This is a genomic window from Vibrio sp. TMPB1044 (assembly GCF_030442075.1).
In the GTDB taxonomy this organism is placed as follows: Bacteria; Pseudomonadota; Gammaproteobacteria; order Enterobacterales; family Vibrionaceae; genus Vibrio; species Vibrio satsumensis.
Window position 1 is genome coordinate 102182 of sequence record NZ_JAUJED010000005.1, and the last position, 26004, is coordinate 128185.

26 protein-coding genes are annotated in these 26004 nt (G+C 41.3%); 16 read left to right on the top strand and 10 right to left on the bottom strand.

What is annotated here, in order from left to right; translation table 11 throughout:
• Positions 1-90 precede the first annotated feature (90 nt).
• The 3 genes from QQ041_RS02465 (at position 91) to QQ041_RS02475 (ending at position 2524) form a co-directional block, all read left to right on the top strand.
• Positions 91-615 (top strand): hypothetical protein, encoded by a 525-nt coding sequence (locus QQ041_RS02465; RefSeq protein WP_285953032.1) that lies wholly within the window; start codon positions 91-93, stop codon positions 613-615.
• 3 nt (positions 616-618) lie between these two features.
• Complete coding sequence (gene mutM / locus QQ041_RS02470) at positions 619-1428, top strand: bifunctional DNA-formamidopyrimidine glycosylase/DNA-(apurinic or apyrimidinic site) lyase (protein WP_081230193.1); 810 nt, start codon at positions 619-621, stop codon at positions 1426-1428.
• Positions 1429-1519: 91 nt separating this feature from the next.
• A complete protein-coding gene (locus tag QQ041_RS02475; RefSeq protein WP_081230192.1) occupies positions 1520-2524 on the top strand; it encodes an NAD-dependent epimerase in 1005 nt (334 codons plus the stop codon).
• A gap of 63 nt (positions 2525-2587) precedes the next feature.
• Here the strand turns inward: QQ041_RS02475 and coaD are convergent, their stop codons facing one another.
• Together coaD and QQ041_RS02485 are read right to left on the bottom strand one after the other, a co-directional pair.
• On the bottom strand, positions 2588-3070 hold the full coding sequence (gene coaD, locus QQ041_RS02480; protein ID WP_285953033.1) for a pantetheine-phosphate adenylyltransferase: 483 nt from the start codon (positions 3068-3070) through the stop codon (positions 2588-2590).
• A gap of 1 nt (position 3071) precedes the next feature.
• The gene (locus QQ041_RS02485) at positions 3072-4136 is read right to left on the bottom strand and encodes a glycosyltransferase family 9 protein (RefSeq protein WP_285953034.1); all 1065 of its coding nucleotides are present in this window, start codon (positions 4134-4136) and stop codon (positions 3072-3074) included.
• Positions 4137-4232: 96 nt separating this feature from the next.
• Between QQ041_RS02485 and QQ041_RS02490 the strand changes: the two genes are divergently transcribed.
• Both QQ041_RS02490 and QQ041_RS02495 read left to right on the top strand, forming a co-directional pair.
• A complete protein-coding gene (locus tag QQ041_RS02490; protein ID WP_285953035.1) occupies positions 4233-4955 on the top strand; it encodes a 3-deoxy-D-manno-octulosonic acid kinase in 723 nt (240 codons plus the stop codon).
• On the top strand, positions 4956-6065 hold the full coding sequence (locus tag QQ041_RS02495; RefSeq protein WP_081230188.1) for a hypothetical protein: 1110 nt from the start codon (positions 4956-4958) through the stop codon (positions 6063-6065).
• A gap of 5 nt (positions 6066-6070) precedes the next feature.
• Here the strand turns inward: QQ041_RS02495 and waaA are convergent, their stop codons facing one another.
• The gene (waaA, locus tag QQ041_RS02500; protein WP_285953036.1) at positions 6071-7327 is read right to left on the bottom strand and encodes a lipid IV(A) 3-deoxy-D-manno-octulosonic acid transferase; all 1257 of its coding nucleotides are present in this window, start codon (positions 7325-7327) and stop codon (positions 6071-6073) included.
• A 132-nt stretch (positions 7328-7459) separates the two neighbouring features.
• Between waaA and QQ041_RS02505 the strand changes: the two genes are divergently transcribed.
• From QQ041_RS02505 to pseI, 9 genes are all read left to right on the top strand, one after another.
• Positions 7460-8491 (top strand): UDP-N-acetylglucosamine 2-epimerase, encoded by a 1032-nt coding sequence (locus tag QQ041_RS02505; protein WP_285953071.1) that lies wholly within the window; start codon positions 7460-7462, stop codon positions 8489-8491.
• Positions 8492-8500: 9 nt separating this feature from the next.
• Positions 8501-9292, top strand: coding sequence for a glycosyltransferase family 2 protein (locus QQ041_RS02510; RefSeq protein WP_285953037.1), 792 nt, complete (start codon positions 8501-8503; stop codon positions 9290-9292).
• 10 nt (positions 9293-9302) lie between these two features.
• Positions 9303-10382: a glycosyltransferase family 4 protein gene (locus QQ041_RS02515; protein ID WP_285953038.1), complete on the top strand. Its 1080-nt coding sequence runs from the start codon at positions 9303-9305 to the stop codon at positions 10380-10382.
• A gap of 81 nt (positions 10383-10463) precedes the next feature.
• Positions 10464-11477 (top strand): UDP-N-acetylglucosamine 4,6-dehydratase (inverting), encoded by a 1014-nt coding sequence (gene pseB / locus QQ041_RS02520; RefSeq protein ID WP_017630612.1) that lies wholly within the window; start codon positions 10464-10466, stop codon positions 11475-11477.
• Positions 11474-12649: a UDP-4-amino-4,6-dideoxy-N-acetyl-beta-L-altrosamine transaminase gene (gene pseC / locus QQ041_RS02525; protein WP_081230183.1), complete on the top strand. Its 1176-nt coding sequence runs from the start codon at positions 11474-11476 to the stop codon at positions 12647-12649. The genes pseB and pseC overlap by 4 nt, the downstream gene beginning before the upstream one ends.
• Entirely contained in the window at positions 12649-13338 is a 690-nt protein-coding gene (pseF, locus tag QQ041_RS02530; protein WP_081230182.1) for a pseudaminic acid cytidylyltransferase, read from the top strand. The genes pseC and pseF overlap by 1 nt, the downstream gene beginning before the upstream one ends.
• A gap of 3 nt (positions 13339-13341) precedes the next feature.
• Positions 13342-14412, top strand: coding sequence for a UDP-2,4-diacetamido-2,4,6-trideoxy-beta-L-altropyranose hydrolase (gene pseG / locus QQ041_RS02535; protein WP_081230181.1), 1071 nt, complete (start codon positions 13342-13344; stop codon positions 14410-14412).
• On the top strand, positions 14393-14950 hold the full coding sequence (gene pseH, locus QQ041_RS02540; protein ID WP_081230180.1) for a UDP-4-amino-4,6-dideoxy-N-acetyl-beta-L-altrosamine N-acetyltransferase: 558 nt from the start codon (positions 14393-14395) through the stop codon (positions 14948-14950). The genes pseG and pseH overlap by 20 nt, the downstream gene beginning before the upstream one ends.
• Positions 14943-15992 (top strand): pseudaminic acid synthase, encoded by a 1050-nt coding sequence (gene pseI, locus QQ041_RS02545; protein WP_081230179.1) that lies wholly within the window; start codon positions 14943-14945, stop codon positions 15990-15992. Before pseH ends, pseI begins: the two co-directional genes overlap by 8 nt.
• Before the next feature lie 4 nt (positions 15993-15996).
• On the opposite strand, the gene QQ041_RS02550 is transcribed toward pseI, so the two are convergent.
• The 5 genes from QQ041_RS02550 to rfaD form a co-directional block, all read right to left on the bottom strand.
• Entirely contained in the window at positions 15997-17103 is a 1107-nt protein-coding gene (locus tag QQ041_RS02550; RefSeq protein WP_285953039.1) for a polysialyltransferase family glycosyltransferase, read from the bottom strand.
• Entirely contained in the window at positions 17100-17852 is a 753-nt protein-coding gene (locus QQ041_RS02555) for a glycosyltransferase family 25 protein (RefSeq protein ID WP_081230177.1), read from the bottom strand. The genes QQ041_RS02550 and QQ041_RS02555 overlap by 4 nt, the downstream gene beginning before the upstream one ends.
• Positions 17845-19050 carry an O-antigen ligase gene (locus QQ041_RS02560; RefSeq protein ID WP_081230176.1) on the bottom strand — a complete coding sequence of 402 codons (1206 nt, stop codon included), beginning with the start codon at positions 19048-19050 and terminating at the stop codon, positions 17845-17847. Before QQ041_RS02560 ends, QQ041_RS02555 begins: the two co-directional genes overlap by 8 nt.
• 16 nt (positions 19051-19066) lie before the next feature.
• Positions 19067-20023 (bottom strand): lauroyl-Kdo(2)-lipid IV(A) myristoyltransferase, encoded by a 957-nt coding sequence (lpxM, locus tag QQ041_RS02565; protein WP_285953040.1) that lies wholly within the window; start codon positions 20021-20023, stop codon positions 19067-19069.
• A gap of 141 nt (positions 20024-20164) precedes the next feature.
• A complete protein-coding gene (gene rfaD / locus QQ041_RS02570) occupies positions 20165-21106 on the bottom strand; it encodes an ADP-glyceromanno-heptose 6-epimerase (protein ID WP_285953041.1) in 942 nt (313 codons plus the stop codon).
• A gap of 152 nt (positions 21107-21258) precedes the next feature.
• On the opposite strand from rfaD, the gene QQ041_RS02575 reads away from it, so the two are divergent.
• On the top strand, positions 21259-22422 hold the full coding sequence (locus QQ041_RS02575; RefSeq protein WP_285953042.1) for a nucleotide sugar dehydrogenase: 1164 nt from the start codon (positions 21259-21261) through the stop codon (positions 22420-22422).
• A gap of 108 nt (positions 22423-22530) precedes the next feature.
• Positions 22531-23169 carry a TetR/AcrR family transcriptional regulator gene (locus tag QQ041_RS02580; RefSeq protein ID WP_017063104.1) on the top strand — a complete coding sequence of 213 codons (639 nt, stop codon included), beginning with the start codon at positions 22531-22533 and terminating at the stop codon, positions 23167-23169.
• A gap of 543 nt (positions 23170-23712) precedes the next feature.
• On the opposite strand, the gene QQ041_RS02585 is transcribed toward QQ041_RS02580, so the two are convergent.
• Positions 23713-24864: a murein hydrolase activator EnvC gene (locus tag QQ041_RS02585; RefSeq protein WP_285953043.1), complete on the bottom strand. Its 1152-nt coding sequence runs from the start codon at positions 24862-24864 to the stop codon at positions 23713-23715.
• Positions 24865-25012: 148 nt separating this feature from the next.
• Entirely contained in the window at positions 25013-25834 is an 822-nt protein-coding gene (cysE, locus tag QQ041_RS02590; RefSeq protein ID WP_009847961.1) for a serine O-acetyltransferase, read from the bottom strand.
• Positions 25835-26004: the final 170 nt, after the last annotated feature.

Sequence of the window (26004 nt, forward strand, 5' to 3'; positions counted from 1 at the left end):
CGCCTTATAGATAGAAAACCGCACAACATAGAAAGTATTGCCACTTTCACGATATACTGAATGTTCAATAGGTTAGATGAGCAGAATCAGATGAGATATCGTGGACGCCGGTGGAACAACATACTCATGTTCAGTGTGATCGCTTTTATCGGCGTGTTAAACCTTCCAACATTGATCAAAGCATACCTTATCGAGCCTGAACCGCAGGTTGATAGCCCTTATCCTTATCTCCTGAACCCAAAAGCAGAGCTTCAAGCGTTGCACTTTGCTAAGTGGTCTGTCATTCAACAAGACAATCAATGGGTTTACCAGTTCAAAGGTACAGACTTCCCCCAAACCACCAATGCACAAGAGTTGTCACAACGTTGGAAAGAGCTTGTGGGCACGGAAGTCGACTCACAGACCTACACAGACCTTACGCCTCGGTTAAAGACACCGAACACCATCGAAGTATGGTATCAAGACCAAGAAGAGCCCCAACGCATTACTTATTATCAATTGCCTGAGTTCTGGTTGTTAAAAAACTGGAATGATCAGTGGTTGGCGGTGTCTATTGAAGAGAGCTACCTGTTTCCAAGCTTTAACGCTAACCACTCCTCTAAATCGGACGACTAGATTATGCCTGAATTACCCGAAGTCGAAGTAAGTCGTATGGGGATCTCACCTCATTTAGTCGGCGAGACCATTAAAACGCTTACCTTTCGCACGCCTAAGCTGCGTTGGGATATCCCACAAGAGCTCAAAGCATTAGAAGGGCAGGTGATTCGATCTATCTCACGCCGAGCTAAGTACCTATTGATAGAAACAGATACCGGCACTGCCATTGTTCACCTTGGTATGTCTGGCTCACTGCGCGTGTTAGATGCCGATTTCCCGGCAGCAAAACACGATCACGTGGATCTTAAGCTCACCAACGGCAAAGTACTGCGCTATAACGACCCTCGCCGCTTTGGTGCATGGCTGTGGTCTGCTCCTGATGAAATACATCCAGTGTTACTTGGATCTGGCCCTGAACCGCTAACTAATGACTTTAATGCTGACTACATAGCCGAGAAGGCAGAAAAGCGTAAGGTTGCCGTCAAGCAATTCATCATGGACAACAAAGTGGTGGTGGGTGTCGGAAATATCTACGCCAACGAAGCGCTATTTTCTGCACGTATCAACCCTTTGCGTCCCGCAAGCAAAGTGACAAAAGAAGAGTGGGTCTTGTTGACCAAAGAGATCAAACAAGTGCTCGCCACCGCCATCAAGCAAGGCGGCACTACCCTAAAAGATTTCGCACAGGCGGATGGTAAACCTGGATACTTTGCTCAAGAGCTACAAGTGTATGGCAAAGCAGGCGAAAAGTGCCCTAATTGTGAAGCTCTTATTCAAGAGTTAAAAATAGGGCAGAGGAACACGTTTTTCTGTGAAGAGTGCCAAGTATAAAAAAACTGAACTTATGTTCACTTTTTTACGCTAGTAGATAGGCAGGCTAGTAGCTACAATTACACTAATGATATGAATTGAGAATAGTAGAATGAAATATTTAGTAACTGGCGTTGCCGGGTTTATTGGCTCTGCAGTTTCAGAGCGATTATGTGCAGCAGGACATGAGGTTGTCGGTATTGATAACTTGAATGACTACTATGAAGTCTCTTTGAAACATGATCGCTTAAAGCGCATTGAGCATGAAAACCTAATCTTTATCGAGTTGGATCTTGCTGATAGAGAAGGCATGGCAACGTTGTTTGCTGAGCAAAAGTTTGACCGTGTGATTCACTTAGCGGCGCAAGCTGGCGTTCGTTACTCAATCGATAATCCAATGGCGTATGCTGATAGTAACCTTGTCGGTCATTTAGCTATTCTTGAAGGCTGTCGCCACAACAAGGTTGAACACCTAGTGTACGCATCATCAAGCTCTGTGTATGGCTTGAACCAGAAAATGCCATTCCACACGGCAGACAGCGTTGACCACCCGATTTCATTGTACGCAGCGACTAAGAAGTCGAATGAGTTGATGGCACACACTTACTCGCATCTATATGAAGTACCGACGACAGGCCTTCGTTTCTTTACCGTCTACGGCCCTTGGAGTCGCCCTGATATGGCGATGTTCAAGTTTGCGAACTTAATCGTGGCGGGTAAAGAGATCGATATTTACAACAATGGCGACATGATGCGCGACTTCACTTATATCGATGATATCGTTGAAGGTATTATTCGTGTTCAAGACCGAATTCCAGCTAAACAGCCAGATTGGACTGTAGAGCAAGGCTCACCAGCGACCAGCTCAGCACCATACCGAGTGTTTAATATCGGTCATGGTAGTCCAGTTAAATTAATGGACTACATCGAAGCGTTAGAAGACGCTCTCGGTGTTGAAGCGAAAAAGAATTTCATGCCAATGCAGCCAGGTGATGTGTATGCAACTTATGCTGATACTGAAGATCTGTTTGAAGCGGTTGGCTACAAACCTCAAGTTAAAATCCAAGAAGGCGCGAAAGCTTTCGCTGATTGGTATAAAGCCTATTATTCGCTGTAGTAATTGATGGTTTTGAATTAAAAATAGCGCCAATGAGCGCTATTTTTGTTTTTGATGAGCATATTACTTAGCTGTTTTTATTTTGATTTCAGCCGCAACTTTTTGTGGTACAAACTGACTAATGTCCCCACCATGAATCGCCACTTCTCGAACTATTGTCGAAGAAAGGAAGGCATATTCTTCCGAAGGGGTTAAAAAGACACTTTCAAGTCCGGGTAGGAGTTTTCGGTACATACTCGTGAGACCGAATTCGTATTCAAAATCCATGGTTGTTCTTAGGCCACGCACCAATACGTTAGCTTTCTGTTGCTTCGCAAAATCGACCAGTAACCCAGAAAACCCCTCAACAGACACGTTAGGCAAGTGAGACACTGCATCCCGCAACAGCTCTACTCGCTCCTCTAACTTAAACATGGTCTTTTTGCTTGGGCTCGCGGCCACCCCTACGGTGATATGATCAAACATGCTCGCGGCACGGACGATAATATCGAGGTGACCATTGGTTACCGGATCGAAAGTGCCTGGGTAGATAACGTGTGTGGTCATATTAGCTGTCCTTGCTTGGTGTTTTAATAGAGTTTAAGGCTTTGTCTAGTTTTTGTTTTACCATGTCGAGCGTGATGTCCTTCATTAAATCATCGCCTTTTGCTCGAGTTCCCCATGGAAGGTCTTCGACTGGCTTGCCTTGTTGCGCCTCTACGTGCTGCTGGTACACACTGACCACGATACCAAGGTCATTGTAGGGCCCAGTTCTTCGTGGGTCACTGTGTGCGTATAACCCGATGACAGGCGTGGATTGTGTGGTTGCTAAGTGGGCTGGACCAGTATCCGGTGCCAATACAACTGTTGCATGTTTCAGTACGGCAGTCAGTTGCTTCAAGTTCGTTTTGCCAATCAAGTTAGTGATTGGCGACAGGCATAATTTTTCGATGTCGTTACCAAGGTTAACTTCTCTTGGTGCTGGAGAACCACATAACACCACTTGCATACCTTGCTCGACAGCATAATCAGCAATAGCGGCATATCGCTCAGTTAACCAATTGCGTGAATCTTTGCTTGCTGCTGGGGAGATAACCAAGGTCGGCTTGTCTGCCATGGTGCTAATTGCTAGTTGTTCATCTTCAGGTGTTAAAGGGATATCCCATTGAGGCTTATCGAAGGGGACACCAATGTAGCGAGCAAATTCGGCAAAGTTATCCAAAACATGAAACTTTTCTGAAATAGGTAGATGGTGGTTGGTAAAGAGTGACTGCATTTCACGAGTACGGTTTTTGCCAAATCCCACTTTGCACTTCGCCTTTATCCCCCAAGATAGCACGCTGGCTCTGAGTGCTGCTTGCATATGCAGAAGTGCATCAAATTTACGATCAGACAGCTGACGCCATAATTCACGCATTCCTTTGAAGCCTTGTTTCTTATCGAAAACAATCACCTCAATACCGGGTAGATCGCCGATCAGCATGGCTTCTATTTTGCCCGTTATCCAAGTGATTTTCGTTTCAGGCCACTGCTTCTGGATGGCTTGAACCACAGAAATAGCATGACAAACATCGCCAATCGCGGAGAGGCGAAGTATGCAAAGAGATTGAGGTGCAGTTGAGAACAGTGACATAAAGTGCCCGAAAAAAGTGAATAACATCAGAATTATGCAGATACTCGCATTAGTTGTAAAATAGCAATGACGAAAAGCGACCGAAAGGCCTCATAGATGGAAACGATTAGCACCAAGAACCAAACAATTTGGTATGACCCTGTACTTCTGACTCAGGTACCAGAGGGCGATATCACTCAAATCTTTGAGGCTGAATACTGGCAGCAACATGAGGCTATTTCAGGGAGTGCTCAAGGGCGCGGCACCACATGGTTTATTCAACTTGATGGAATGCAAGCTGCGTTGCGTCACTATCGCCGTGGTGGGTTGTTTGGCAAACTCGTTGAAGACCAATATCGATTTTCCGATTGGGAGAGCACGCGCTGTGCGATGGAGCTTAATGTTCTCAAGGCATTGGCAAACGCAGGTGTGAATGTACCTAGGCCTATTGCCGCTCGGGCGACGAAAAGTGGACTATTTTATCGTGCTGATCTGATGTCGGAACGGATTCCCAATGCGAAAGATTTGGTTGATGTCTTGGTTTCTGATCCAATAGATACGGATGTTTATCGTCGAATTGGCCAAGAGGTACGCAAGATGCATGATGCTGGGGTTAATCATACCGATCTCAACATTCATAATATCTTACTTGATGACTCGCAAAGGGTGTGGATCATTGATTTTGACAAGTGTGGGCATCAAGCGGGTGATGATTGGAAAGAAGGCAACTTGAATCGATTAAAGCGCTCGTTTTTAAAGGAAGTGCACAAGCGCCAGATTCAATGGCAGGAGTCGGATTGGGGATACCTAAATGATGGATACATGCAGGGAGTTATGTAAATGTTCTTGAATAAAAACATCATCGTTGGTTTTGAACACCATGTTTTTACTAAGTTGTATATTGATGTGCTTATTAGAAAGTGCTCGATTAGAGAAGAAGATATCATTCTGATATCTTTGTCTGAAAACGTCCATGATACACATTTAAAAGGTACGAATGTAAAGTTATTGAACTACCGAATGGTGGATTTAGCTGCTCTGGCTAGTTGTAAAACAGTAACCTCAATTAGCTTAGGTTTAAGTAATGCCTCTTTTTTGAAGGCTCTTCTGGAACACTCAGATGAGTTTATCGACAAGTTATATATTCACCTGACAGATGATGAAGTAGCTCGTTGGCTCAAAACAATCGAAAAACATGATAGTTTAATTCAAACGAGAAATAATCAGATTAATGAAGACTGCTTATTTGTCCTGAGCAAAGTTATTAACTTTATTGCGCCGGAGCCCTACTTTCGGTCTTCCCTTGAAAATATTTTGAAAAGAAACGAGCTAAAATTTTATGATGCAAGAGATGCCTTTAAGTCGATGCCTAGTGAGTTGTGGGATGAGTTTGAAGGTTTGCAATCTAAGTATGTAGAAGAAACCCGAGCAGAAAAAAAAATATTAATAGGTGCGAAAGCTGACTCTTTCACAGTGCTTGAGATTTTGTCAATTATCTATCGTTTAGGTATGACTGGAGTTTTAAATCAACATAAATTGTTAGTTTTCGTTAAACCTAAAAGAGTGTTTTCTAGGCTCGTTATCGATACATTTTTGGCATTATTCAAGATGAAATGTGTGGTTGATATCAGCTATGTAACTCCAACAAACAACATTAACTATAACGCATTGTTCATGTCTTGCTCTGATATTATTTTACAGGGTAGAGGGAGCATGAGCACAGCAAGAAGCTATGTATCTGGTGGTACTGGTAGGATACATGTAAAAGATGGTTCTCCTAATTTTATTGAGATGGTAGAGGCTGAAGGGATCTCTGTCTGTAGCTACAATACGTTGACTGAAATCTCGTTAAGTTTTGATCATAATCTTAAAGTGGAAGAGAAAAACCAGAAAATAATGAAAAACCGCTTTTTACATAAATATCAAGTATTAAACAATATATATAGTTAATAGCTTTATATTTTCATGAGTGTATTGAGCAACGCCCCTCGGTTTTGCTCAACTACTTGATAAGCCGCTAAGCCTTTATCTTTACGTAATTTAGGTTGTAAGAATAGTTCTTTGAGCTGGCCTGCAATCTCATTGCTGTTATGACAAATAGTGACAGACTGAGCTTCAAGTAGCTTGTCAGTAATTTCGCTAAAATTAAAGTAGCTAGGGCCATTAAGCAAAGGTAGCTGTAGGGCTGCTGGTTCTAGTAGGTTATGACCACCTACTTTATCGCCTACAAGACTTCCGCCCATAAAACAGACATCAGCGCCACCGAGTAATACCAACATTTCTCCCATCGTATCCGCAATATACACTTCAATATCAGAGGTGATTGGTTGCTGACTCGTTCGAGTGATGGTGTTGAATTGGTTCTGTTTAGCCAGTTCCGTCACTTGGTTAAACCGCTCAGGATGGCGAGGCACGATCATCAGCAAGGTATTAGGATTGTCTTTAAGGAGCTGTTTATGAGCGTCTAAGATAATTTCATCTTCGCCTTGATGAGTGCTGGCAGCTATCCATACACAGCGTTCAAAGCCAATTTGTTCACGTAACGCTTTGCCTTTGGATACTTGTTCAGCTGAGACTTCAATATCAAACTTGATCGACCCAGTCACATGCACAGATGCTTTATCTAACCCTAATCGTATAAAACGCTCAGCATCACTTGGGTATTGGCACAGTACTTGAGAGAGGTTTTTGGCTAAGAGGTCAAAAACGGCTTGGAATTTGGCGTAGCGTTGGCATGAACGTTCAGATAGACGAGCGTTGAGCACTGAAATAGGAACTCCAGCTTTCGCGACGCAATGCAGCGTGTTTGGCCATAATTCGGTTTCCATGATTAACATCTGTTTAGGCTGAACAGTTTTCAAGAAACCTCGAATGCACCAAGAAAAATCAATCGGCATATAGCGATGCTCGACTAAATCACCAAGCTTGTTTATCTGCTCAGCACCTGTGCTGGTTGTCGTAGTAACGATAATGGCTTGATTTGGGTCTCGTTGCTTCAATTGCTTAATAATAGGTATCGCTGCAATAGATTCACCCACCGACACCGCATGAATCCAGATAGGGCTTTTACCTTGAGTTTGCGGTGTGATACCGAAATGTTCTTTCCAGCGCTTACCAAAATTTGGCTTTCCGGGTTTGCTCTTATAAAGCCCATAGAGAAGCAGTGGAGAGGCCAATGACAATATAAGAGTGTATATAAGTCGTATAAGCATAAGAACAGTGACACCAGAGGGTAAAATCAGTAATCAGAAGAGTATTTTCTTCAATCTCGAAAGTAAAGAGCGTTATAATTAAATGCTTAGTTACACTTTCAAACGGAAATGGTGAACTCTATCTCATCGCTTATGCAAACCGATCAATCCTATCGTTTCTTGCTCTATGTCGAGCAAAACTACTCATTTGCTATTCTTCGCCCATTTTATAACTACGCGAAGCAACTTGGTCATGACGTTAAATGGTTGCTGGTTGGTGAGGATGCTTCTGAACATCTTTTATTAGAGCAAGAGCAGCGTGTGTCTTTGACAGAAGCTGTTGCCTACAATCCTTCGGCCGTTTTAGTGCCAGGGGATCGCGTTCCTGCTTTTATTCCAGGATTGAAGGTACAAGTGTTTCATGGTTTGAACGAGAGCAAACGTGGGAACTTATACCCTGAACGTGGTCTATTTGATTTGTATTGCACGGAAGGCCATGAAAGAACAAGCTCGCTTGAGCCGCTAGCTAAGCAGCGCGGTTATTTTCAAGTAAAAGAGACCGGATGGCTGAAGCTCGATAGCTTGTTTAATTATCAAGCTAGTGATAATCGCTATGAGAAACCTCAAATTCTATTCGCTTCCACTTTTTCGCCAAGCTTATCGTGTGCTGAATTGGTTTATGAAGAGCTTAAGCGCCTAAGCCAACAAAGCCAGTGGCAATGGTTAGTGACATTGCATCCTAAAATGAATCAAGAGACACGAGCGAAATATCAAGCACTGGAAGGGGATAACCTTCTCTTTTTCGATAATGACCGAGTGATTGAAATGCAACATCGTGCTGATGTTATGGTGTGTGATAACTCATCGATATTTCAGGAATTCTTGTTGCTCAATAAGCCTGTTGTCACGGTAAATAATCGAGACCCTCAAGCAAGCTTTATTAACATTACTCAAGCCGAGCAATTAGAGTCAGCAATTAAGCAAGCGATGCTACCTGATGAAGCAAGAGATAAAGCCATTGCTAATTATGGTCCGTCGATAACGCCATATTTGGATGGACAATCTTCAGCTAGGGTTCTGGATGCTATTACCGAAGTGTTAGAAAGCGGTTGGCAAGATAACAAGCCAAAAAATTGGATTCGTAACTTTAAGATCCGTAAATCATTAAACTATTGGAAATTCTAGGGCTGAATAATGAGAAAACATACCCTGTCTGTCATTGTTATTACCAAGAATGAAGAAGACCGAATTGAAACTTGCCTTAAATCTGTGGTTGATATTGCCGATGAGCTGATCGTTTTAGACAGTGGTTCAACAGACGCAACGGTTGAGATATGTCAAAAATACACAGATAACGTGACCATCACAGATTGGCCTGGCTTTGGTAAACAAAAGCAACGAGCGCTAGATAAAGCGACATGTGATTGGGTGTTATCAATCGATGCGGATGAGGCTCTCGACTTAGAAATGGGCAAGGCTCTTGTTGAGTTATTAAAACAAGATCAAATCAAACATACCGCGTATAAACTTCCTTGGGGAGTGACTTTGTATGGTACGACTCTAAAACATGGCCGCAGTGCTCGTGCAGTGTTGAGACTCTTCAAGAGAGAAGGCTCCCGATATACGTTGGACGAAGTGCACGAGACAGTCGTTCCGGAGCAAGGTTCTACAGGAGTATTGAAGGGGTTTCTTCTTCATTACACCCATCGTGACTACGGCCACGGCCTAGATAAAGCATCGCAGTATGCTTGGCTTGGCTCCCAAAAATACTATCGTAAAGGCAAGAAATCGCACGGGCTATTCCTAGCTCTACTAAGAGCGATATGGACGTTCTTCCTTGTGTATATCATTCGCCGTGGCTTTATGGATGGCAGTGTCGGCTTTATTATGGCGATGACTTACGCTCAAGTGAATTTCAATAAATATGTCGGTTTGTGGATTCTTGAAAACCGCTCAGATGACTGCTCAAAAGACCAAGCCAAATAGGAACCGAGAGATGAAGATTTTAGTTTGTGCATCTTACTTACATGCATGGAACAGTTTACGCCCTGAGGCCGCGATCTTTATTGAGCTTGCGCGTCAAGGTCACCAAGTCACTATCATGACCCAAGGTGAGTCTGAGCATGTATCAAAATTAGAAGAGTGCGGCATTCGAGTCGTTGATGGTTATCCAAAGCGTAAAATTTGTTTTGATACCATTAAAAAGATCCGCCATGAGTTGAAAACGCACAATTACGACGTCTGCTATGCTTTTAACTCAAAGACGATACCTAATGCGGCGTTTGCGTGTATTGGTTTCAACGTTAAATTAGTCGTTTATCGAGGCACTACTGGAGGTTTATATCGACATGATCCAAGTGCTTATTTAACGCAACTTCACCCTCGTGTAGATGGCATCGTCTGTGTTTCTGAAGCGGTTCGACAAGATGTGGTGAAGCGCGTTTGGAAGAACAAAGATAACGTAGTTACCATATACAAAGGGCATGAATTGGATTGGTATAAAGTGCCACCAACCGAGCGCTCTGAGTTTGGTTTGAATGAAGATGATGTAGTCGCGATTACTGCTGCACATGTAAGGCCAAGTAAAGGTATTTCTGTTTTACTTGAGGCGACCAAATACATTACAGCACCGAACTTCCACTTAATCTTAGCGGGTAGTGGCTATGAGCCTCACTTTGATGAGATGAAAGCGAGCCCTATGAGTGAGCGAATTCACTACATTGGCCATCGTACTGACATCCCTTCAATTATGTGTATGGCAGACTTTCAAGTTCAGCCATCGATCAGCGGAGAAGGGCTACCGCGTACGATTGTTGAAGCAATGGCAAATGGCACAACTTCTGTTGTTACTACCACTGGCGGTGCCCCTGAACTCGTTGTAGATGGCGAGACAGGTTATATCGTCCCGACTGGTGACGCCAAAGCGTTGGGTGAGGCTATGGACAAACTCGCGCAAGATAAGGCCAAGTGCACCGCCATGAGTGAAGTGGCTAAGAAGCGCCTAGATGAAAGCTTCAGTTCTCGAGTGACAGTTAAGAAGCATCTGGAATTTTTTGAGAAGTTACTAGTCAGATAAAGTAGCTAGATATTAATTATGAATTTAAGGTTCTAAGTCAGAGGACATAGGATCAAAAGAGATATATTAGAGTAGTTGAGTATGCTAAATAACAAGACAGTATTAATTACAGGTGGCACAGGGTCGTTTGGTAAGCAATTTATCAAAACAATTCTGGAACGATACCAAGACGTAAAGAAGATCATTATCTTTTCTCGTGATGAACTGAAGCAGTTTGAAATCAAGCAGCAATATCCTCACAAGGATTTTCCACAATTACGCTTCTTTATTGGTGATGTTCGTGATCGTAACCGTATGATTCAAGCGTGTGAAGATGTTGATGTTATTATCCACGCCGCTGCGATCAAACAAGTAGATACTGCTGAGTACAATCCAACTGAATGTATTCGCACCAATATTGATGGCGCAGAGAATGTGATTAGTGCAGCTCTTGCGTGTGGTGTGAAAGATGTCGTTGCTCTCTCGACCGATAAGGCATGTGCACCAATTAACTTGTATGGTGCGACAAAGCTTGCTTCAGATAAGCTCTTTGCTGCTGCAAATAATATTAAAGGTTCAAAAGACATTCGTTTTAGTGTCGTACGTTACGGCAATGTGATGGGCTCTCGTGGTTCGGTTATTCCATTCTTTATGCAGAAAAAAGAAGAAGGTGTACTGCCAATTACACATGAAGAGATGACGCGTTTTAATATCTCTCTTCAAGATGGCGTGAATATGGTCATGTATGCACTTGAAAACCATTTGGGTGGTGAGATCTTTATTCCTAAGATCCCTTCATACAAAATTCTAGACATCGCTGAAGCTATTGCGCCTGGCATGGCAACTAAGGTTGTTGGCATTCGGCCAGGTGAAAAACTTCATGAAGAAATGATTACTGATACTGATTCTCTCAATACAATTGATTTAGGTCGTTATTACGCGATCCTTCCGTCTGTCTCTTTTACATACACAGAAGATGAGTACATGAATCATCATAAAGCTGAAAAAGTACCGTTTGGCTTTAAATACAACTCAGGCACCAATACTGAGTGGGAAACGATTGAAGGTCTACGCGACTTAATCAAAGAACATGTTGACCCTAAATTTACAGTGTGAGTAAAACAGTGATTCCATACGGCAAGCAAGATATCAGTCAACAAGACATTGATAGTGTAGTTGATGTTCTTAAATCTGATTTCCTAACTCAGGGACCACAAGTTCCTGCGTTTGAAAAAACGTTAACAGAACATACTGGTGCTCAGTATGCGTTAGCAGTGAATAGTGCAACCTCCGCTCTACATATTGCTTGTCTCGCTTTGGGTTTAGGCAAAGGAGATTGGCTTTGGACATCTCCTATTACTTTTGTAGCATCTGCAAACTGTGGTCTTTATTGCGGAGCTAAAGTTGACTTTGTTGATATTGATTCAGCAACTTATAACATGTGCCCTAAAAAGCTAGAGCAAAAGCTAATTACTGCTAAAGCTACTGGAACTCTACCTAAAGTCGTTGTTCCTGTTCACTTATGTGGTCAGCCTTGTGATATGGAATCCATTGCTAAGCTAGCCAAAGAATACGGCTTTAAAGTCATTGAAGATGCTTCTCATGCTATTGGTGGTCAATATCATGAACAACCAATCGGTAATTGTAAGTATTCTGATATTACAGTGTTCAGTTTTCACCCTGTAAAAATTGTCACAACGGCTGAAGGTGGTGCTGCATTAACGAACCAGAAAGAGCTGGCGGATAAAATGGCTCTCTTGCGCAGTCATGGTATTACACGAGATCCTGAAATGATGACGGAAGCTTCTCACGGTGGCTGGTATTACCAACAGGTTGATTTAGGTTTTAACTACCGCATGACAGAACTTCAAGCGGCATTGGGTGTCACGCAAATGCAACGTCTTGATGAATTTGTTGCGGCGCGCCATATGTTGTCTAAGCGTTATAATCAAATGTTATCTGAATTACCTTTAGTTCTTCCTTATCAACTGGAAAACACGTACTCAGGTCTCCATTTATTCGTAATTCGTTTGAAGTTAGATGAGATATCATTAACTCATAAACAAGTTTTTGACGCGCTGCGTGAAAATGGTATCGGCGTTAATTTGCATTACATTCCTGTTCATACGCAGCCATATTATCAGGCGATGGGGTATTCTGAAGGGAACTTCCCTGAGTCAGAACGCTACTATCAAGAAGCAATCTCACTGCCAATGTTCCACGGTATGACGGAAGAACAGCAAAATACCGTTGTTCGTGTAGTAACCGAAATTTTGACAGGTAAATAATGAACGTTGCTATTATTCCTGCACGTGGTGGCAGCAAGCGTATTCCTCGTAAAAATATTAAGCACTTTCATGGTAAGCCTATGATCGCTTACTCAATCGAAGCTGCACTTGCTTCGGATTGTTTTGATAAGGTTATTGTCTCTACTGATGATGCTGAGATAGCTGAGGTAGCGAAAAAATATGGTGCTGAAGTACCATTTTTACGGCCTTCAAATATCTCAGATGATTATGCTACCACCATGGATGTAATGCACCATGCAATAACTTGGTGCGATATCAATGGCTGGGATATTGGTGATGTTTGTTGTTTGTACGCTACCGCCCCGTTTGTTTTACCTGAAGATCTTCAGAAAGGTTACGAGCTACTTAGGGGGACTAGTGTGCAATTTACATTTAGTGCTACGTCGTTTCCGTTTCCGATTCAGCGTGCAATTAAGCTTGATGAGCAAGGTTCTGTTTCGATGTTTTCTCCTGAAAACGAACAGGTAAGATCACAAGACTTGGAAGAAGCGTATCACGATGCTGGCCAATTTTATTGGGGTCGTAAAGATGCTTTCTTGAATAAATTATCGGTGTTTTCTAGCCACTCTAAGGCTGTGCTCTTACCGAGAAAACGCGTTCAAGATATTGATAACCAAGAAGACTGGGAACTGGCTGAATCTCTTTTCTCAGCATTGAGGTTAGGATAAACAATGAAGGTTACCTTCCGAGTAGATGCGTCACTATTTATCGGTAGTGGCCATGTCATGCGTTGTTTGGTGCTTGCTGATGTATTGAAGAGTAAAGGTTTTTCTATATGCTTTGCTTGTATTCCTCAGCCTGGAGACATGATTGCGTACATCTGTGAGAGAGGCTTTGACGTATTAGAGTTGACTCCCTCTTGCCTACAAATGACGCCCTCCCATAGCGCTGATTATAAAGCTTGGCTTCAACGTAGCGTTGAAGAAGATGCAAATGATTTTTTATCTAAAGTGGATTGTTCCGAGTGGGTGATTGTGGACCACTATGCGCTGGACCATGAATGGGAAAGTATCATTATTGGTAAGCTGTCATGCGCTATTTTATCGATTGATGACCTTAACCGTGAGCATTGTAGTGATATTATTCTTGACCAAAACCTATGGCCGAACATTTCAAAAAGATATTCAAATTGTTCTGCTACTAAGCTCCTTGGTCCTGAATATGCCCTTTTAAGAGAGAGCTTTTCAACATTGCGAGATTCTCCCCGAGATTTAATATCCAATCAACTCTTAGTCTTTTTTGGTGGGACCGATCCTACAAATGAGTGTGAGAAGTTTATTCTTGCAGCAAATGAGCTTAAGAGGCTCCCGTTTAATACTATTTTGATCACGGGGAGAATCAACCCTCGTTTTGATGCTTTGTTAAAGCTTAATCAAAATAGCAATGTATCTATATACAAAAATTTAGAGAGTTTTGACTTATCGTTAAGTAATAGCAAGTATGCAATTGGCGCCTCAGGAGTCAGTAACTGGGAGCGTTTTTGTCTTAGGGTTCCTGCCTCGATAGTTTCTGTAGCGGAGAATCAAGTAATACTTTCAAATTACTTGTCAGATTTAGGGTTTGTTGAATACTTGGGTGAAGGTATAACGACGAGTACAGATACTTATGCACTTGAGCTAGCGCGTTTATGTGAAAGGTGGGATTACATCAAACCTTTTAGTGATTTTGAAGTTGATGGCTTAGGTGCGAATAAGGTCGTTCAAACAATGGAGGGCTTTTGTCGTGAAACAAAGAGTGATTAAATTTAGGCTACTTGAAGAAAGTGATTTAGAAGAAATTCTCGCTTGGAGAAACTCTCCAGATGTTAGAAAAAACATGTACACCTCTCATGAAATCACTATGGACGAGCACAAGTCATGGTTTTCTAGCATGTGTAAGGATAGTTCAAAAGAATATTTTCTAGCGGAGTTAAATGGAGAGCCAGCAGGTGTTGTTGGATTTACTGATATAGATCGAATTCCTGGAATCGCTTCTTGGGCATTCTATGCATCGCCCAATGCGGTAAGAGGCACAGGTTCTTTGATGGAATATCGAGCGCTAGAGCATGCATTTACTGAATTAGATTTGCATAAATTACGCTGTGAGGTTTTAGGCTTTAATCAACCGGTGGTGAAGTTACATTCCAAATTTGGCTTTAAAGTTGAAGGTACTCATCGAGATGCTTTCTTCAATGGGACTGAATATCACGATGTAGTACATTTGGGTATCTTTTCACATGAGTGGAAAGGTATTAGAAACCTTATGAAAGATAAATTGAGAGTATACGAAGAAAATGAATAAAAACATATACATCGATAATCGAGAAATTGGTCCTAATTGTCCTCCATATATTATTGCTGAACTTTCTGCTAACCATAATGGTGATATAAACCGTGCCTTTCAGATTATGGAAGAAGCAAAAAAAGCAGGTGCTGATGCGATTAAACTTCAAACCTATACCCATGAAACTATCACTATGGATAGTGACTCGGAAGAGTTTCAAATTCATGGCGGCTTATGGGATGGCCAAACTCTGTATGAGTTGTATAAAGAAGCGCATATGCCTTGGGAATGGCATAAACCTTTGTTTGAAAAAGCAAAAGAGTTAGGTATTACGATATTTAGTTCACCATTTGATTTTACCGCTGTAGATTTATTAGAGGAGCTAGACGCTCCCGCATACAAAATAGCATCTTTCGAAGTGGTTGATTTACCTTTGATCAAGCGTGTTGCTCAAACCGGTAAGCCGATGATCATTTCAACGGGCATGGCCAACGAGGAAGAGATTGCAGAAGCAGTAAAAACAGCGAGGGATAATGGATGTACTGAGCTAGTTGTACTGCATTGTGTAAGTGGGTATCCAGCGCCGGCTGAACAGTACAATTTAAAAACTATTGCCGATATAGCACAACGATTCGAAGTCTTGTCAGGTCTTTCTGATCATACGATTGACAATGCTACTGCGGTTGCCTCAGTGACTCTAGGTGCATGTTTGATAGAAAAGCATGTCACGATGGATCGAAACGGTGGTGGCGCAGATGATAGCTTTTCTCTTGAACCTCATGAGTTAGCGGCATTATGTAAAGATACGAAAACAGCTTGGCAAGCTATGGGGCAAGTCAACTACGAGCGAACAGAAGCGGAAAAGGGAAATGTTAAGTTTCGTCGCTCTTTATATGTGGTAAAAGACATAGCGGAAGGTGAATTGTTGACTCCCGAAAACATTCGGAGTATCAGGCCTGGTTTTGGCTTACCACCAAAATACTATGAAGAGGTTCTGGGGAAAAAAGCTCTAACTAAGATAAATTCAGGAACTCCTTTATCCTTGAATTTATTTATATAGTTAGTTATTTGATATTAGATAGCTGTAGAGATATAAAATCTTGAAGGCTATCTTGTTTTTTTTCTAATTCAATTAATATATTTTCTAAGTCATGAACTTTGCTGTCCGGGATTAATTTATATATTTTACAATATTCCTCGATCCCCATTCCGGCTGAAGAGTTAATTGATATTATGTTAACCTTATCTTTGCTAGATAGTAGATAAATTTCCAAAGGTAGTTTATTAGATAAAAATCTCACTCCTTTTTCTTTGAAAGATAAATAATCTGACTCGCTTTCCTTTGGGTGTAACTTTAAAATTGGGGTTAAACCTTTATGTTTACTTTCTAATATTAACCTACTATAGATGTCATAAAAGAAACCATTGTCTTTAAGCTTACCTTTTAATTTGTTAAATATGGGTTGTGTGGCGATGATCAATGTTTTATTGTCGAAATTATTAGTACTGTCAAATTTAAAGCATTGTTGAATTTTTGATATTTTTGCTTTATCTTTTGATAAAACAAGTCTTCTTCCTTTGTGTTGTACTGATTTTGGTAACTTTTCTGGGTGTATCACATAAATGTGGTCACATTGCTTTCTTTCACCAAATACGTAATGCTTAGGCGGTTGATTTGATAGCAAACGAAATAATTGCTTGGGCTTGTCATCAATCTGGTGCTTAACGTAATTACCCATTCCATCTTCTATCATTGAGTAAGATTTAACTAGAAGGCGAAATAACCTAGACATCTTATTATTGTCATTGAATAAGAAGAGTTTATTTATCCCGCCCTTTAAGTCTACGTTGTTATTGCTTTCATATATTGAAGACACCAATATTCTTTTTAATGGTTCTGGTATTGACCAACCACGAAGAGAGCAAAATAAAATACATTTACCAATATATCCAATCTTCTTTATATGATTAACTAACGATTCCCTATTCATTAACACTAACTCTATTTTTGTAGGGAGTTGTTCTGTGTCTATGTCTTTAGGATCTACATCTTGATAATCATAGAAATAAATGATGGTCGATGGATTAATCTCATCTTGTGCTTTATATAAGCTAAGTAATAAGTGCCTTACCGTCGAGCAGACATAAATATCTTTATGTGTTGAGTTCATGATTTACTTCTACTCAGTTTGAATTTGAAATTATGTAAGTGACGTTGAATAGTTTCGCTTAAATTGAAGTATTCACGCTTACACTTCTTAATAAAACTTCGAGTAGTAGTTCGCTTAGCATAGCCAATGTCTGAGTCGAACTTAGGGTCATTAGTTAAACAAGGAGCTTCAGTTCCATAGCATTCAACGCCATGTTTCCAGAATCGATCCATGTAAATATCGACAGCCATATACCATTCATTTGAATTATTAAGTAGTTTTTTTGCGCCTGAGGGCGTTAGAAAATAACCTGTAGCACTCATATGACCTTTAGTGAACTTATGTATGCTGGTTGAGCAACACTCAAAGATAGAATAAGAACTAAATTTACGACGTTTATTGTTAAATAATCTCACACACTCTAAATTTTCTGGTATGTCACTAATATCTCGAATGAAGTTAAGGAATGTCTCTTTAAATATAAGAGCATCATCTTCAATTACGATTATTGGTTGGTTGAGTTCGACACACTTCTGCCATAATAAGTAATGGCTTGCATAGCACCCTAGTTGCCCTGCACTCAGTGTCTTTGCTCTGTATGTTTGGCTTAAATTATCGTTATAGCGTTTCAGTAGCGGATGAGGAGGAGAAATCCGACCATCTATCGCAGAAAAGAACTCAAAAGGAAGAGATAGTTCATCTAGTTGACGACTAATGTTATCTTTTCTCTCTGTGGATGATTCTAAATTTATGACAAAAACTTTAGTCATTGGAAACTCTCTTACATCTTGAGCAAATAGGGACTAGAAATAATAAATATAACATTAAAGGTTGAGGGTGATTAAAAGGTACATCAGTTAAACCAGAAATAAAAAAGAGTGATGTCGAACCAATGACAATGAATTTTTCATAATCCACTAAATATTTTAAGGTTAAGACTGGATAAGCTAATAATCCAACTAGTAATATTAAACCTATAGCCCCTGATTTTACCAATTTGTCAATTATTTGGTTATGGTAATGGCTAGAAGCATAATAATAAATATAATGAGAAATAGCGTTGGTCTCTAGTTTTTTATTTAATATTTTTTCATAATTATCACCATGACCTTGGCCTATTATTGGGCTTTGTATATAAATTTCTGGTGCTAATTCCCACAACTGAATTCTCCAACCAATCGAAGTGTCGTAATTCCCAGACTTAATATTATTAATCTCATAAATGGTATGTTCATATCGATGGTTGATTTTATCTTTAAAGATAATTGAGCTAATAGATAATAAACTTATAGTTGTAAGCAAGGACAATAAAACTTTACTTTTAGAGGGGGGGGTATTTATGAACCTAATAACTATGATGATAAGAAAACTTAATAATAGAGCTAACCAAACACCTCGAGCTTCACTCAAAATAATTGGTGGTAAGTAAAGTAGAAAGGCCAAAAAGCTTACAGCATGATGTTTAAAGTTTGATTTATCCATCAATAAAGATAGGGCTACAATAGCGAGTAATGCTGAAGTTGTAGCGTATGGTATTGGGTTTATGTACCCTGCATCACGTTCAACTCCCATATATACATTAAAATAAATACTATTAAAGCATATGGCGAAGCCACCAACTAAAATTATCCAACGGATTAGTTTCTTGGTTAGGAATTTATAAGGAAAAACTAATAAGAAGAATGTGGCACCAATTAATGCTCTGATTTCCCTAGAGCTAGCACCATGATAATAGTAACTAAATATAGCATATAGGCATGAGGTGATTATTAGCCACATAAAAGGGTAGCGTATATTTTTTAATATGGTTTCTTTCTTAAATACTAATATACTAACGATGATACTAATCAAAAATAGTGGGATCATTTTCTTATCACCACTATCCAAAACTAACATGCCTGTAACAGCAAAAAAGTAAGGCAATAGTAAGAGTGCTGTATAAATCTGCTTTCTGTTAATAATATTCATACTGTCTAATGTAATGCTAACTACTATAAGGATTTATATTGCTGTCAGGGCGAGTCTTAAGTAACCTTAATATCCACATATATTGTTCTGGATTCTTACTCACATAATCTTCAATGCATTGGTTCATCATACGTGCGTCATCCTCTTCGCTTCCGGTCGGGAATGGAAGGGCAGGGTAAAAATCCAACGTGTATCGACCAGTATTGCTATCGTATTGAGCAAACAAAGGAACGATTTTAGCCTTGCTCAATTTTGATAGACGACCAAGACCCGAAATTGTTGCTTTTTGAGTTGCGAAGAAGTCTACAAAGACACTGTGTTCACGGCCAAGATCCTCATCTGGTAGGTAGTAACCCAGATAGCCCTCTCTCACTGACTTGATGAAAGGCTTGATACCACCACTGCGATCATAAACACGACCACCGTATTGCACGCGCTGTCGGTGCATTAGCCAGTCACTGAGTTTGTTTTTTTGTGCTTTCGCCATCGCAGATACCGGGAGATTACGTGAAGCTAATAATACCGCTGGGATATCGATAGCCCATGTGTGTGGCACCAGCAAGATCACATTCTCGCCACTGTCCGTAATATCGGTTAAGTTACTTAGGCCGTTTATCGAGGTGTTCTTCTCTAGCCAAGTTTTGCTCTTTAGTGTTAAAGAAGCAAACCCCATCAAAAACGATATAGATGTAACGTATGACTGATAGAGAGTTTCTTCGCGCTGTTCTACAGATTGCTCGGGAAAGCACATCTCAAGGTTTACGCGAGCTCGGCGGTTAGCCTTATTCTTGATTTTTACAGCTTGCTTAGCCATAAACTTAGCGAGAGCTAAACGAATGCTATTAGGTAAGAAGCAGACTAAAGACGATAACAGAACAGCAATCCAAGTGCCCCAGTATTTAGGTGCTAGAAATCCCCATTCAAACTTAGGATTGTAAGCTTTGGGATCAAAATCATTACGTTGTGTGCTCATTCGTTCACTACATTATTTAAATCAGAGAGTTAACTTTATATCGGTCACTCAGGGAATGATGATGTTTACTAGATTGCCCAAGAATGCACCCCCAAAAGTAGGATGCACTATTAGTCTTAATCTGAAATATAAAGCTTATAGCTATGCGTTTACGATCTTCATGTACTCAGCGACGCCATCTGCCACTGTTCTAAACTCGATATCGCAACCTGTATTGCGAAGCTTAGTTAAGTCAGCTTGAGTGAATTCTTGGTAAGCGCCTTTCAAATGTTCAGGGAAAGGAATCGTTTCGATTTCACCTTTACCATAGTGCTTGATGACTGCTTTTGCGACTTCTTCAAAAGACTCAGCGTTACCTGTACCTAGGTTGAAAATACCTGAAACACCGTTTTCTAGGAACCATAGGTTTACTGCCGCGACATCACCGACATACACAAAATCACGCTTGAAGGTTTCACTACCTGCGAACAACTTAGGGTTTTCACCGGCGTTCATTTGGTTGTTTAGGTGAAATGCTACCGATGCCATACTGCCTTTGTGTTGCTCGCGTGGGCCATAAACATTGAAGTAACGGAAGCCAACGATTTGTGGAAGCGTTTCGTTATGCGCTGCAGCATCCGCGGTTAATCGGCGAACATAGTTATCAAATTGTTGTTTTGAATAGCCGTAGACATTCAATGCACCTTCGTACTCTCGCTCTTCGATAAAAGTATCGGTTTCGCCATAAGTGGCAGCAGAAGAGGCATATAGGAAGGGAATTTCACGCTCCACACAGTAATGCAGTAGCTCTTTTGAGTACTCATAGTTGTTAAGCATCATGTACTTGCCATCCCACTCAGTGGTAGCAGAGCATGCACCTTCATGGAAAATAGCTTCAATATGACCGAAATCATCACCAGCCATAACCTGAGTTAGAAAATCATCACGATCCATGTAATCCGTGATGTCTAGGTCTACAAGGTTCTTAAATTTCTTACCATCTTTTAAGTTGTCGACGACTAGAATATCGTTGTGGCCCGCTTCATTGAGCGCCTTAACAATATTGCTGCCAATCATGCCAGCACCACCAGTTACGATAATCATAATTTTCTAACTCTTTTGAATACAAAACTGTCACGAGTATAGCAAGGAATGGATAAAGCGGGCTAGTGGAATAATTCCCCAACCAGAGTATGATACGGCAAGCTAAGTTATAAATTATGTTGAGTTAATTACTCAAAACTATAGGTATTATCATGAAGATTGCAGTAGCCGGTACTGGGTATGTGGGTCTATCAAACGCAATGCTGTTAGCACAACATCATGAAGTAGTCGCGGTAGATATCATCGATGAAAAAGTGACAATGCTGAATAATAAGCAGTCACCGATTGTAGATAATGAGATTGAGCACTTTCTATCAAATAAGGTGCTGAATTTCAGGGCGACAACAGATAAAGCGGCTTACAAAGAAGCTGAGTTTGTCATCATTGCTACTCCAACTGATTATGATCCAAAAAATAATTATTTTGATACCAGCTCTGTAGAATCGGTCATTAAAGACGTCATGGATATCAACCCCAAGGCCGTCATGGTGATCAAATCAACGGTACCTGTTGGTTATACTGAGCGCGTTAAGCAAGAGCTGAACTGCGAAAATGTTATGTTCTCACCTGAGTTTTTGCGCGAAGGCAAAGCCCTGCACGATAACCTATACCCATCACGTATTATCGTTGGTGAGTGCTCTGAACGTGCTAAAGTGTTTGCGAATCTACTGGTTGAAGGTGCTGAAAAAGAAAATATAGATGTGCTATTTACTCACTCAACAGAAGCAGAAGCAGTAAAACTGTTCTCAAATACTTATCTCGCGATGCGTGTATCTTATTTCAATGAGCTCGATTCTTACGCCGAAGCACATGGCTTGGATTCTCGTCAGATCATTGAAGGCGTTGGTTTAGATCCTCGCATTGGTAATCACTATAACAACCCTTCATTTGGTTACGGTGGTTACTGCTTACCTAAGGACACCAAGCAGCTATTAGCTAACTATCAAGATGTACCAAACAACATTGTTGGTGCCATCGTTGATGCTAACCGCACCCGAAAAGATTTTATTGCGGATTCAATTATTAAGCGCTCGCCTAAAATTGTCGGTATTTATCGTTTGATCATGAAGGCTGGCTCGGACAACTTCCGCGCGTCGTCGATTCAAGGGATTATGAAGCGTTTGAAAGCTAAAGGCATAGAAGTGGTGGTGTTCGAACCAGTATTGGAAGAAGAGCATTTCTTTAACTCGAAGGTTTATTCTGACCTCGAAGAGTTCAAAGCTGTTTCCGATGTGATTGTATCTAACAGAATGGTAGAAGAGATTGCAGATGTTGCAGATAAGGTTTACACACGAGATCTGTTTGGCAGCGATTGATACTGCTCTTTTTTAGCTAATGCTAATTAGACCAGATGTTAACAGCTCGATCTATCCGTTTAGTGGCGATATACTGACCCCCTAAACGGATAGGGATACTAATAACTAATGAAAACACGTGACAAGATTGTTTACGCTGCTCTAGAGCTTTTTAATGAGCACGGCGAGCGCAGTATTACGACCAATCATATTGCTGAACATATCGAGATTAGCCCTGGTAACCTCTACTATCACTTCCGTAATAAACAAGAAATTGTCCGTGATATCTTTACTCTCTATTCAACAGAGTTGCTTGAAAGGTTCACGCCGATTCAAGGCCAACAAGAAAGCCTGACGCTACTAAAGACCTACTTAGATTCTATCTTCACACTGATGTGGAAGTACCGATTCTTCTATGCAAACCTACCTGAAATATTGTCACGTGATGAAAAACTCCACCTTGATTACATGGCCGTGCAAGAAAAGCTACAAACTAATCTTGTCGATATTATGAGAGCCTTTGTTGAGTTGAACTTGCTCAAAGCAACGGACACGGAAATGAAATCGATGGTCACATCTCTTCACTTGATCGCATCAGGTTGGTTGGCGTATCAGTCAGCGATGTCTCCAAAAGCCCAAATTACAGAGCAAGTTGTACATCAAGGGATGCTACAGATGATAGCGACCGTTAAACCAATTGCGACCGCGCAAGGTTTTGAACAGCTGACATTGTTGGAAGATGGTGTAAGGGCGTTGAACTCTAAATAGAAAGATGCGAGTAATGAAGATCGGGAAAGAGCAGATTCGAGTAGCGAGATACGAGTAAACGAAGAGCTTAAAAGCAGATGCGAGTAACCGAGATTCGAGATACGAAGAGCGGTGGTTACTCATTAATACGATTACTGCACTCGCTTTTTAAAGCTCTTGGTTAATATGTTATTCGTATCGATGTCTTCATCACGCATTGTAAATAGCGACGTCATTCCCTACAGCGAGGTACGAGCGTGATAGGGAATCTTTGTGTTGTGGTGAATCAAACATGACAAATAATATATGATACTGAGATTCCAGATATTTCGTCCCTCAATTCTGGAATGACGAGGCTTTGTACGTGACTAGTCCAAGGCTTCTTAACTCTTTTGGGTTGCTCAAGATTAATTAGTACCTTTTCCTCGTACCTACTTTAACCCTTCTGTATCTGGATCATTCGCACCCGCATCTGCTTTTAAGCTCTTCGCATCTCGGCTACTCGAATCTCGTATCTGCTTTTAAGCTTTTCGTATCTCGGTTACTCGCATCCCGCTTCAGCTTTTATCTAACCAACCAACTCTTCGGATTTTGAGCTTGGCTGTTTCTACGGATTTCAAAATACAGTGATGGGCGCGTTTGGCCGCCAGTGTCACCAGCAAGCGCAATCGCTTCACCCGCTTTAACCTTGTCACCTTCTTTCTTTAGTAGTGCTTGGTTAAAGCCATAGAGCGTCATATCACCTTTACCATGGTCGAGAAGAACCACTAAACCATAACCGCGCAGATACTCGGCAAATACCACCGTGCCTGAGTAAACAGATTTCACCTGCTGACCGTACTTGGCGTTGATCACCATGCCTTTCCAGTTGATTTGACCCGTTTGGCGAGAACCGTAGCTATGTAGAACTTTATCTTTGATCGGCCAAGGGAGCTTACCTTTGCGTTTTGCTAGGCCATCCATCGGGACTGCATTACGTCGTTCTCGAGCTGCTTTTTCTGCTTTCGCAATTTCGGCTTTCAGGCGAGTTTCATTGCGCTGAAGCTCTGCCAGGTAATTCTTGTCACCCGAGATGTTTTTCTTGATGCTACCAACTGTTTTCTTACGTTGTGTTTGGGTTTTGGCTAACGTATCGCGCTTGGTGGTTTGCTGTTTTAACAATGTTGCTATCTGTTCTTGCTCGAGTTGGCGCTGTTTATGGCTTTCTTCTAGCTCAAGTTGAGTTTGTTCAATCGTTTTGATTGTTGCGGAGCGAGCTTTGGCAAGGTGTTGGTAATAGTGGCTGATGCGATCTTCTTCCACACCTGTGTTGAGGATGTGAGAAGAAGCCTTAGCTCGACTAGTCATGTAGTAAGTCTGAATGAGCTGCTCTAACTTGTCGGTATGGACTTTTTTCTGAGCAGTAAGCGATTTAATCTTGGTGTCTAAGTTAGCAATATTTGCATTCGCTGTATTAAGTTGCGCTTTGCTATCGAGGATCGCTTTTTCAAGCGAAGCGATGGATAGCTCTTGTTTCTTGAGGCTTGCTTGTAGGTTATCGAGTTTTTTCTGTTGAGAGGACAGGTTTTTTTGTTGGCGAGATATTTCACTCGATACACCTTTCAGTTCCCCCTGAGAGGCGGCAAATGACGATGTAGATAACAGAGCAACACAAAGGCTGGTAGATATCAGAAGAGTCCGGCTAATGGCTCGAATTTGTTTCATCATTATCGTCATTTAGTTGTATTCATCTGCTCTTAATTTTTCGAATCTCGCTGAATCGAATCCCGCATCTGCTTTTAAGCTCTTCGAATCTCAGTTACTCGCATCCTGAACCTGCTCTTAAGCTCTTCGTATCTCGGTTACTCTAATCCCGAATTTGCTCTTAAATCCCATCACCATGGATGAAGTTCTGAGAGCGACCATTGAACCCTTGATCCATATCCAAAGACGGCTTGTCAGTTTTTGGTTTGCCGACAATTTTTGCAGGAACGCCAGCGACTGTTGTATGAGGTGGTACAGCTTGTAGAACCACAGAGCAAGAACCAATTTTAGCGCCTTCACCGACTTCAATATTGCCGAGGATTTTAGCGCCGGCACCAATCATTACGCCTTCGCGGATCTTAGGATGACGATCGCCACCTTCTTTACCTGTACCGCCAAGGGTCACGTCTTGAAGGATAGAGACATCATTTTCAACGACGGCAGTTTCACCAATCACAATGCCTGTCGCATGGTCGAGCATGATTGCTTTACCGATGCGAGCCGCCGGATGAATATCAACTTGGCAAGCAACTGAAATTTGGTTTTGTAAGTAAGTAGCAAGTGCAATACGACCTTGTTTCCATAGCCAGTTAGCCACTCGGTAGCCTTGCAGAGCGTGGTAGCCTTTCAGATAAAGCAGAGGCATCGAGTACATCTCGACCGCAGGATCTCGATTTACCGTCGCGCAGATATCACAAGCGGCAGCATCAATAATCGATTGGTCCTGCTTAAATGCTTGTTCAACCACTTCACGCACCGCCATTGCTGGCATTGAAGCCGTCTTTAGCTTGTTTGCTAGGATGTAGCTAAGGGCTGCGCCTAAACTTTCATGGTTGATGATCGTGGCATGATAAAAACTCGCAAGCATAGGCTCTTGCTCCGACTGCTGTCGAGCTTCCTTCACAATGCATTGCCAAACTTTTTGTTGTTCACAGTGTTTCATTTTACCATCCATAATTTTTAAGGGGCAGATACGAATGACGAGATGAGAGATTCGAAGGGCGACAAGAACAGATTAAAGTAGCGAGATGCGAGTAACGAAAAGCAGCCTTCTTTAAGTGCTCAACATGCTCTTACTCTCTTCGTATCTGCTTTTACTTTTTTCGCATCTCG

Coding starts and splice junctions, on each gene's coding strand:
- pseG (WP_081230181.1), top strand. CDS start 13,342: ATGAAGGTTACCTTCCGAGTAGATGCGTCACTATTTATCGGTAGTGGC.
- waaA (WP_285953036.1), bottom strand. CDS start 7,327: ATGCTTATACGACTTATATACACTCTTATATTGTCATTGGCCTCTCCA.
- QQ041_RS02580 (WP_017063104.1), top strand. CDS start 22,531: ATGAAAACACGTGACAAGATTGTTTACGCTGCTCTAGAGCTTTTTAAT.
- QQ041_RS02585 (WP_285953043.1), bottom strand. CDS start 24,864: ATGACGATAATGATGAAACAAATTCGAGCCATTAGCCGGACTCTTCTG.
- QQ041_RS02505 (WP_285953071.1), top strand. CDS start 7,460: ATGCAAACCGATCAATCCTATCGTTTCTTGCTCTATGTCGAGCAAAAC.
- cysE (WP_009847961.1), bottom strand. CDS start 25,834: ATGAAACACTGTGAACAACAAAAAGTTTGGCAATGCATTGTGAAGGAA.
- QQ041_RS02490 (WP_285953035.1), top strand. CDS start 4,233: ATGGAAACGATTAGCACCAAGAACCAAACAATTTGGTATGACCCTGTA.
- QQ041_RS02575 (WP_285953042.1), top strand. CDS start 21,259: ATGAAGATTGCAGTAGCCGGTACTGGGTATGTGGGTCTATCAAACGCA.
- QQ041_RS02495 (WP_081230188.1), top strand. CDS start 4,956: ATGTTCTTGAATAAAAACATCATCGTTGGTTTTGAACACCATGTTTTT.
- QQ041_RS02555 (WP_081230177.1), bottom strand. CDS start 17,852: ATGACTAAAGTTTTTGTCATAAATTTAGAATCATCCACAGAGAGAAAA.
- lpxM (WP_285953040.1), bottom strand. CDS start 20,023: ATGAGCACACAACGTAATGATTTTGATCCCAAAGCTTACAATCCTAAG.
- mutM (WP_081230193.1), top strand. CDS start 619: ATGCCTGAATTACCCGAAGTCGAAGTAAGTCGTATGGGGATCTCACCT.
- rfaD (WP_285953041.1), bottom strand. CDS start 21,106: ATGATTATCGTAACTGGTGGTGCTGGCATGATTGGCAGCAATATTGTT.
- QQ041_RS02465 (WP_285953032.1), top strand. CDS start 91: ATGAGATATCGTGGACGCCGGTGGAACAACATACTCATGTTCAGTGTG.
- pseB (WP_017630612.1), top strand. CDS start 10,464: ATGCTAAATAACAAGACAGTATTAATTACAGGTGGCACAGGGTCGTTT.
- coaD (WP_285953033.1), bottom strand. CDS start 3,070: ATGACCACACACGTTATCTACCCAGGCACTTTCGATCCGGTAACCAAT.
- QQ041_RS02550 (WP_285953039.1), bottom strand. CDS start 17,103: ATGAACTCAACACATAAAGATATTTATGTCTGCTCGACGGTAAGGCAC.
- QQ041_RS02560 (WP_081230176.1), bottom strand. CDS start 19,050: ATGAATATTATTAACAGAAAGCAGATTTATACAGCACTCTTACTATTG.
- QQ041_RS02475 (WP_081230192.1), top strand. CDS start 1,520: ATGAAATATTTAGTAACTGGCGTTGCCGGGTTTATTGGCTCTGCAGTT.
- QQ041_RS02485 (WP_285953034.1), bottom strand. CDS start 4,136: ATGTCACTGTTCTCAACTGCACCTCAATCTCTTTGCATACTTCGCCTC.
- QQ041_RS02510 (WP_285953037.1), top strand. CDS start 8,501: ATGAGAAAACATACCCTGTCTGTCATTGTTATTACCAAGAATGAAGAA.
- QQ041_RS02515 (WP_285953038.1), top strand. CDS start 9,303: ATGAAGATTTTAGTTTGTGCATCTTACTTACATGCATGGAACAGTTTA.
- pseF (WP_081230182.1), top strand. CDS start 12,649: ATGAACGTTGCTATTATTCCTGCACGTGGTGGCAGCAAGCGTATTCCT.
- pseI (WP_081230179.1), top strand. CDS start 14,943: ATGAATAAAAACATATACATCGATAATCGAGAAATTGGTCCTAATTGT.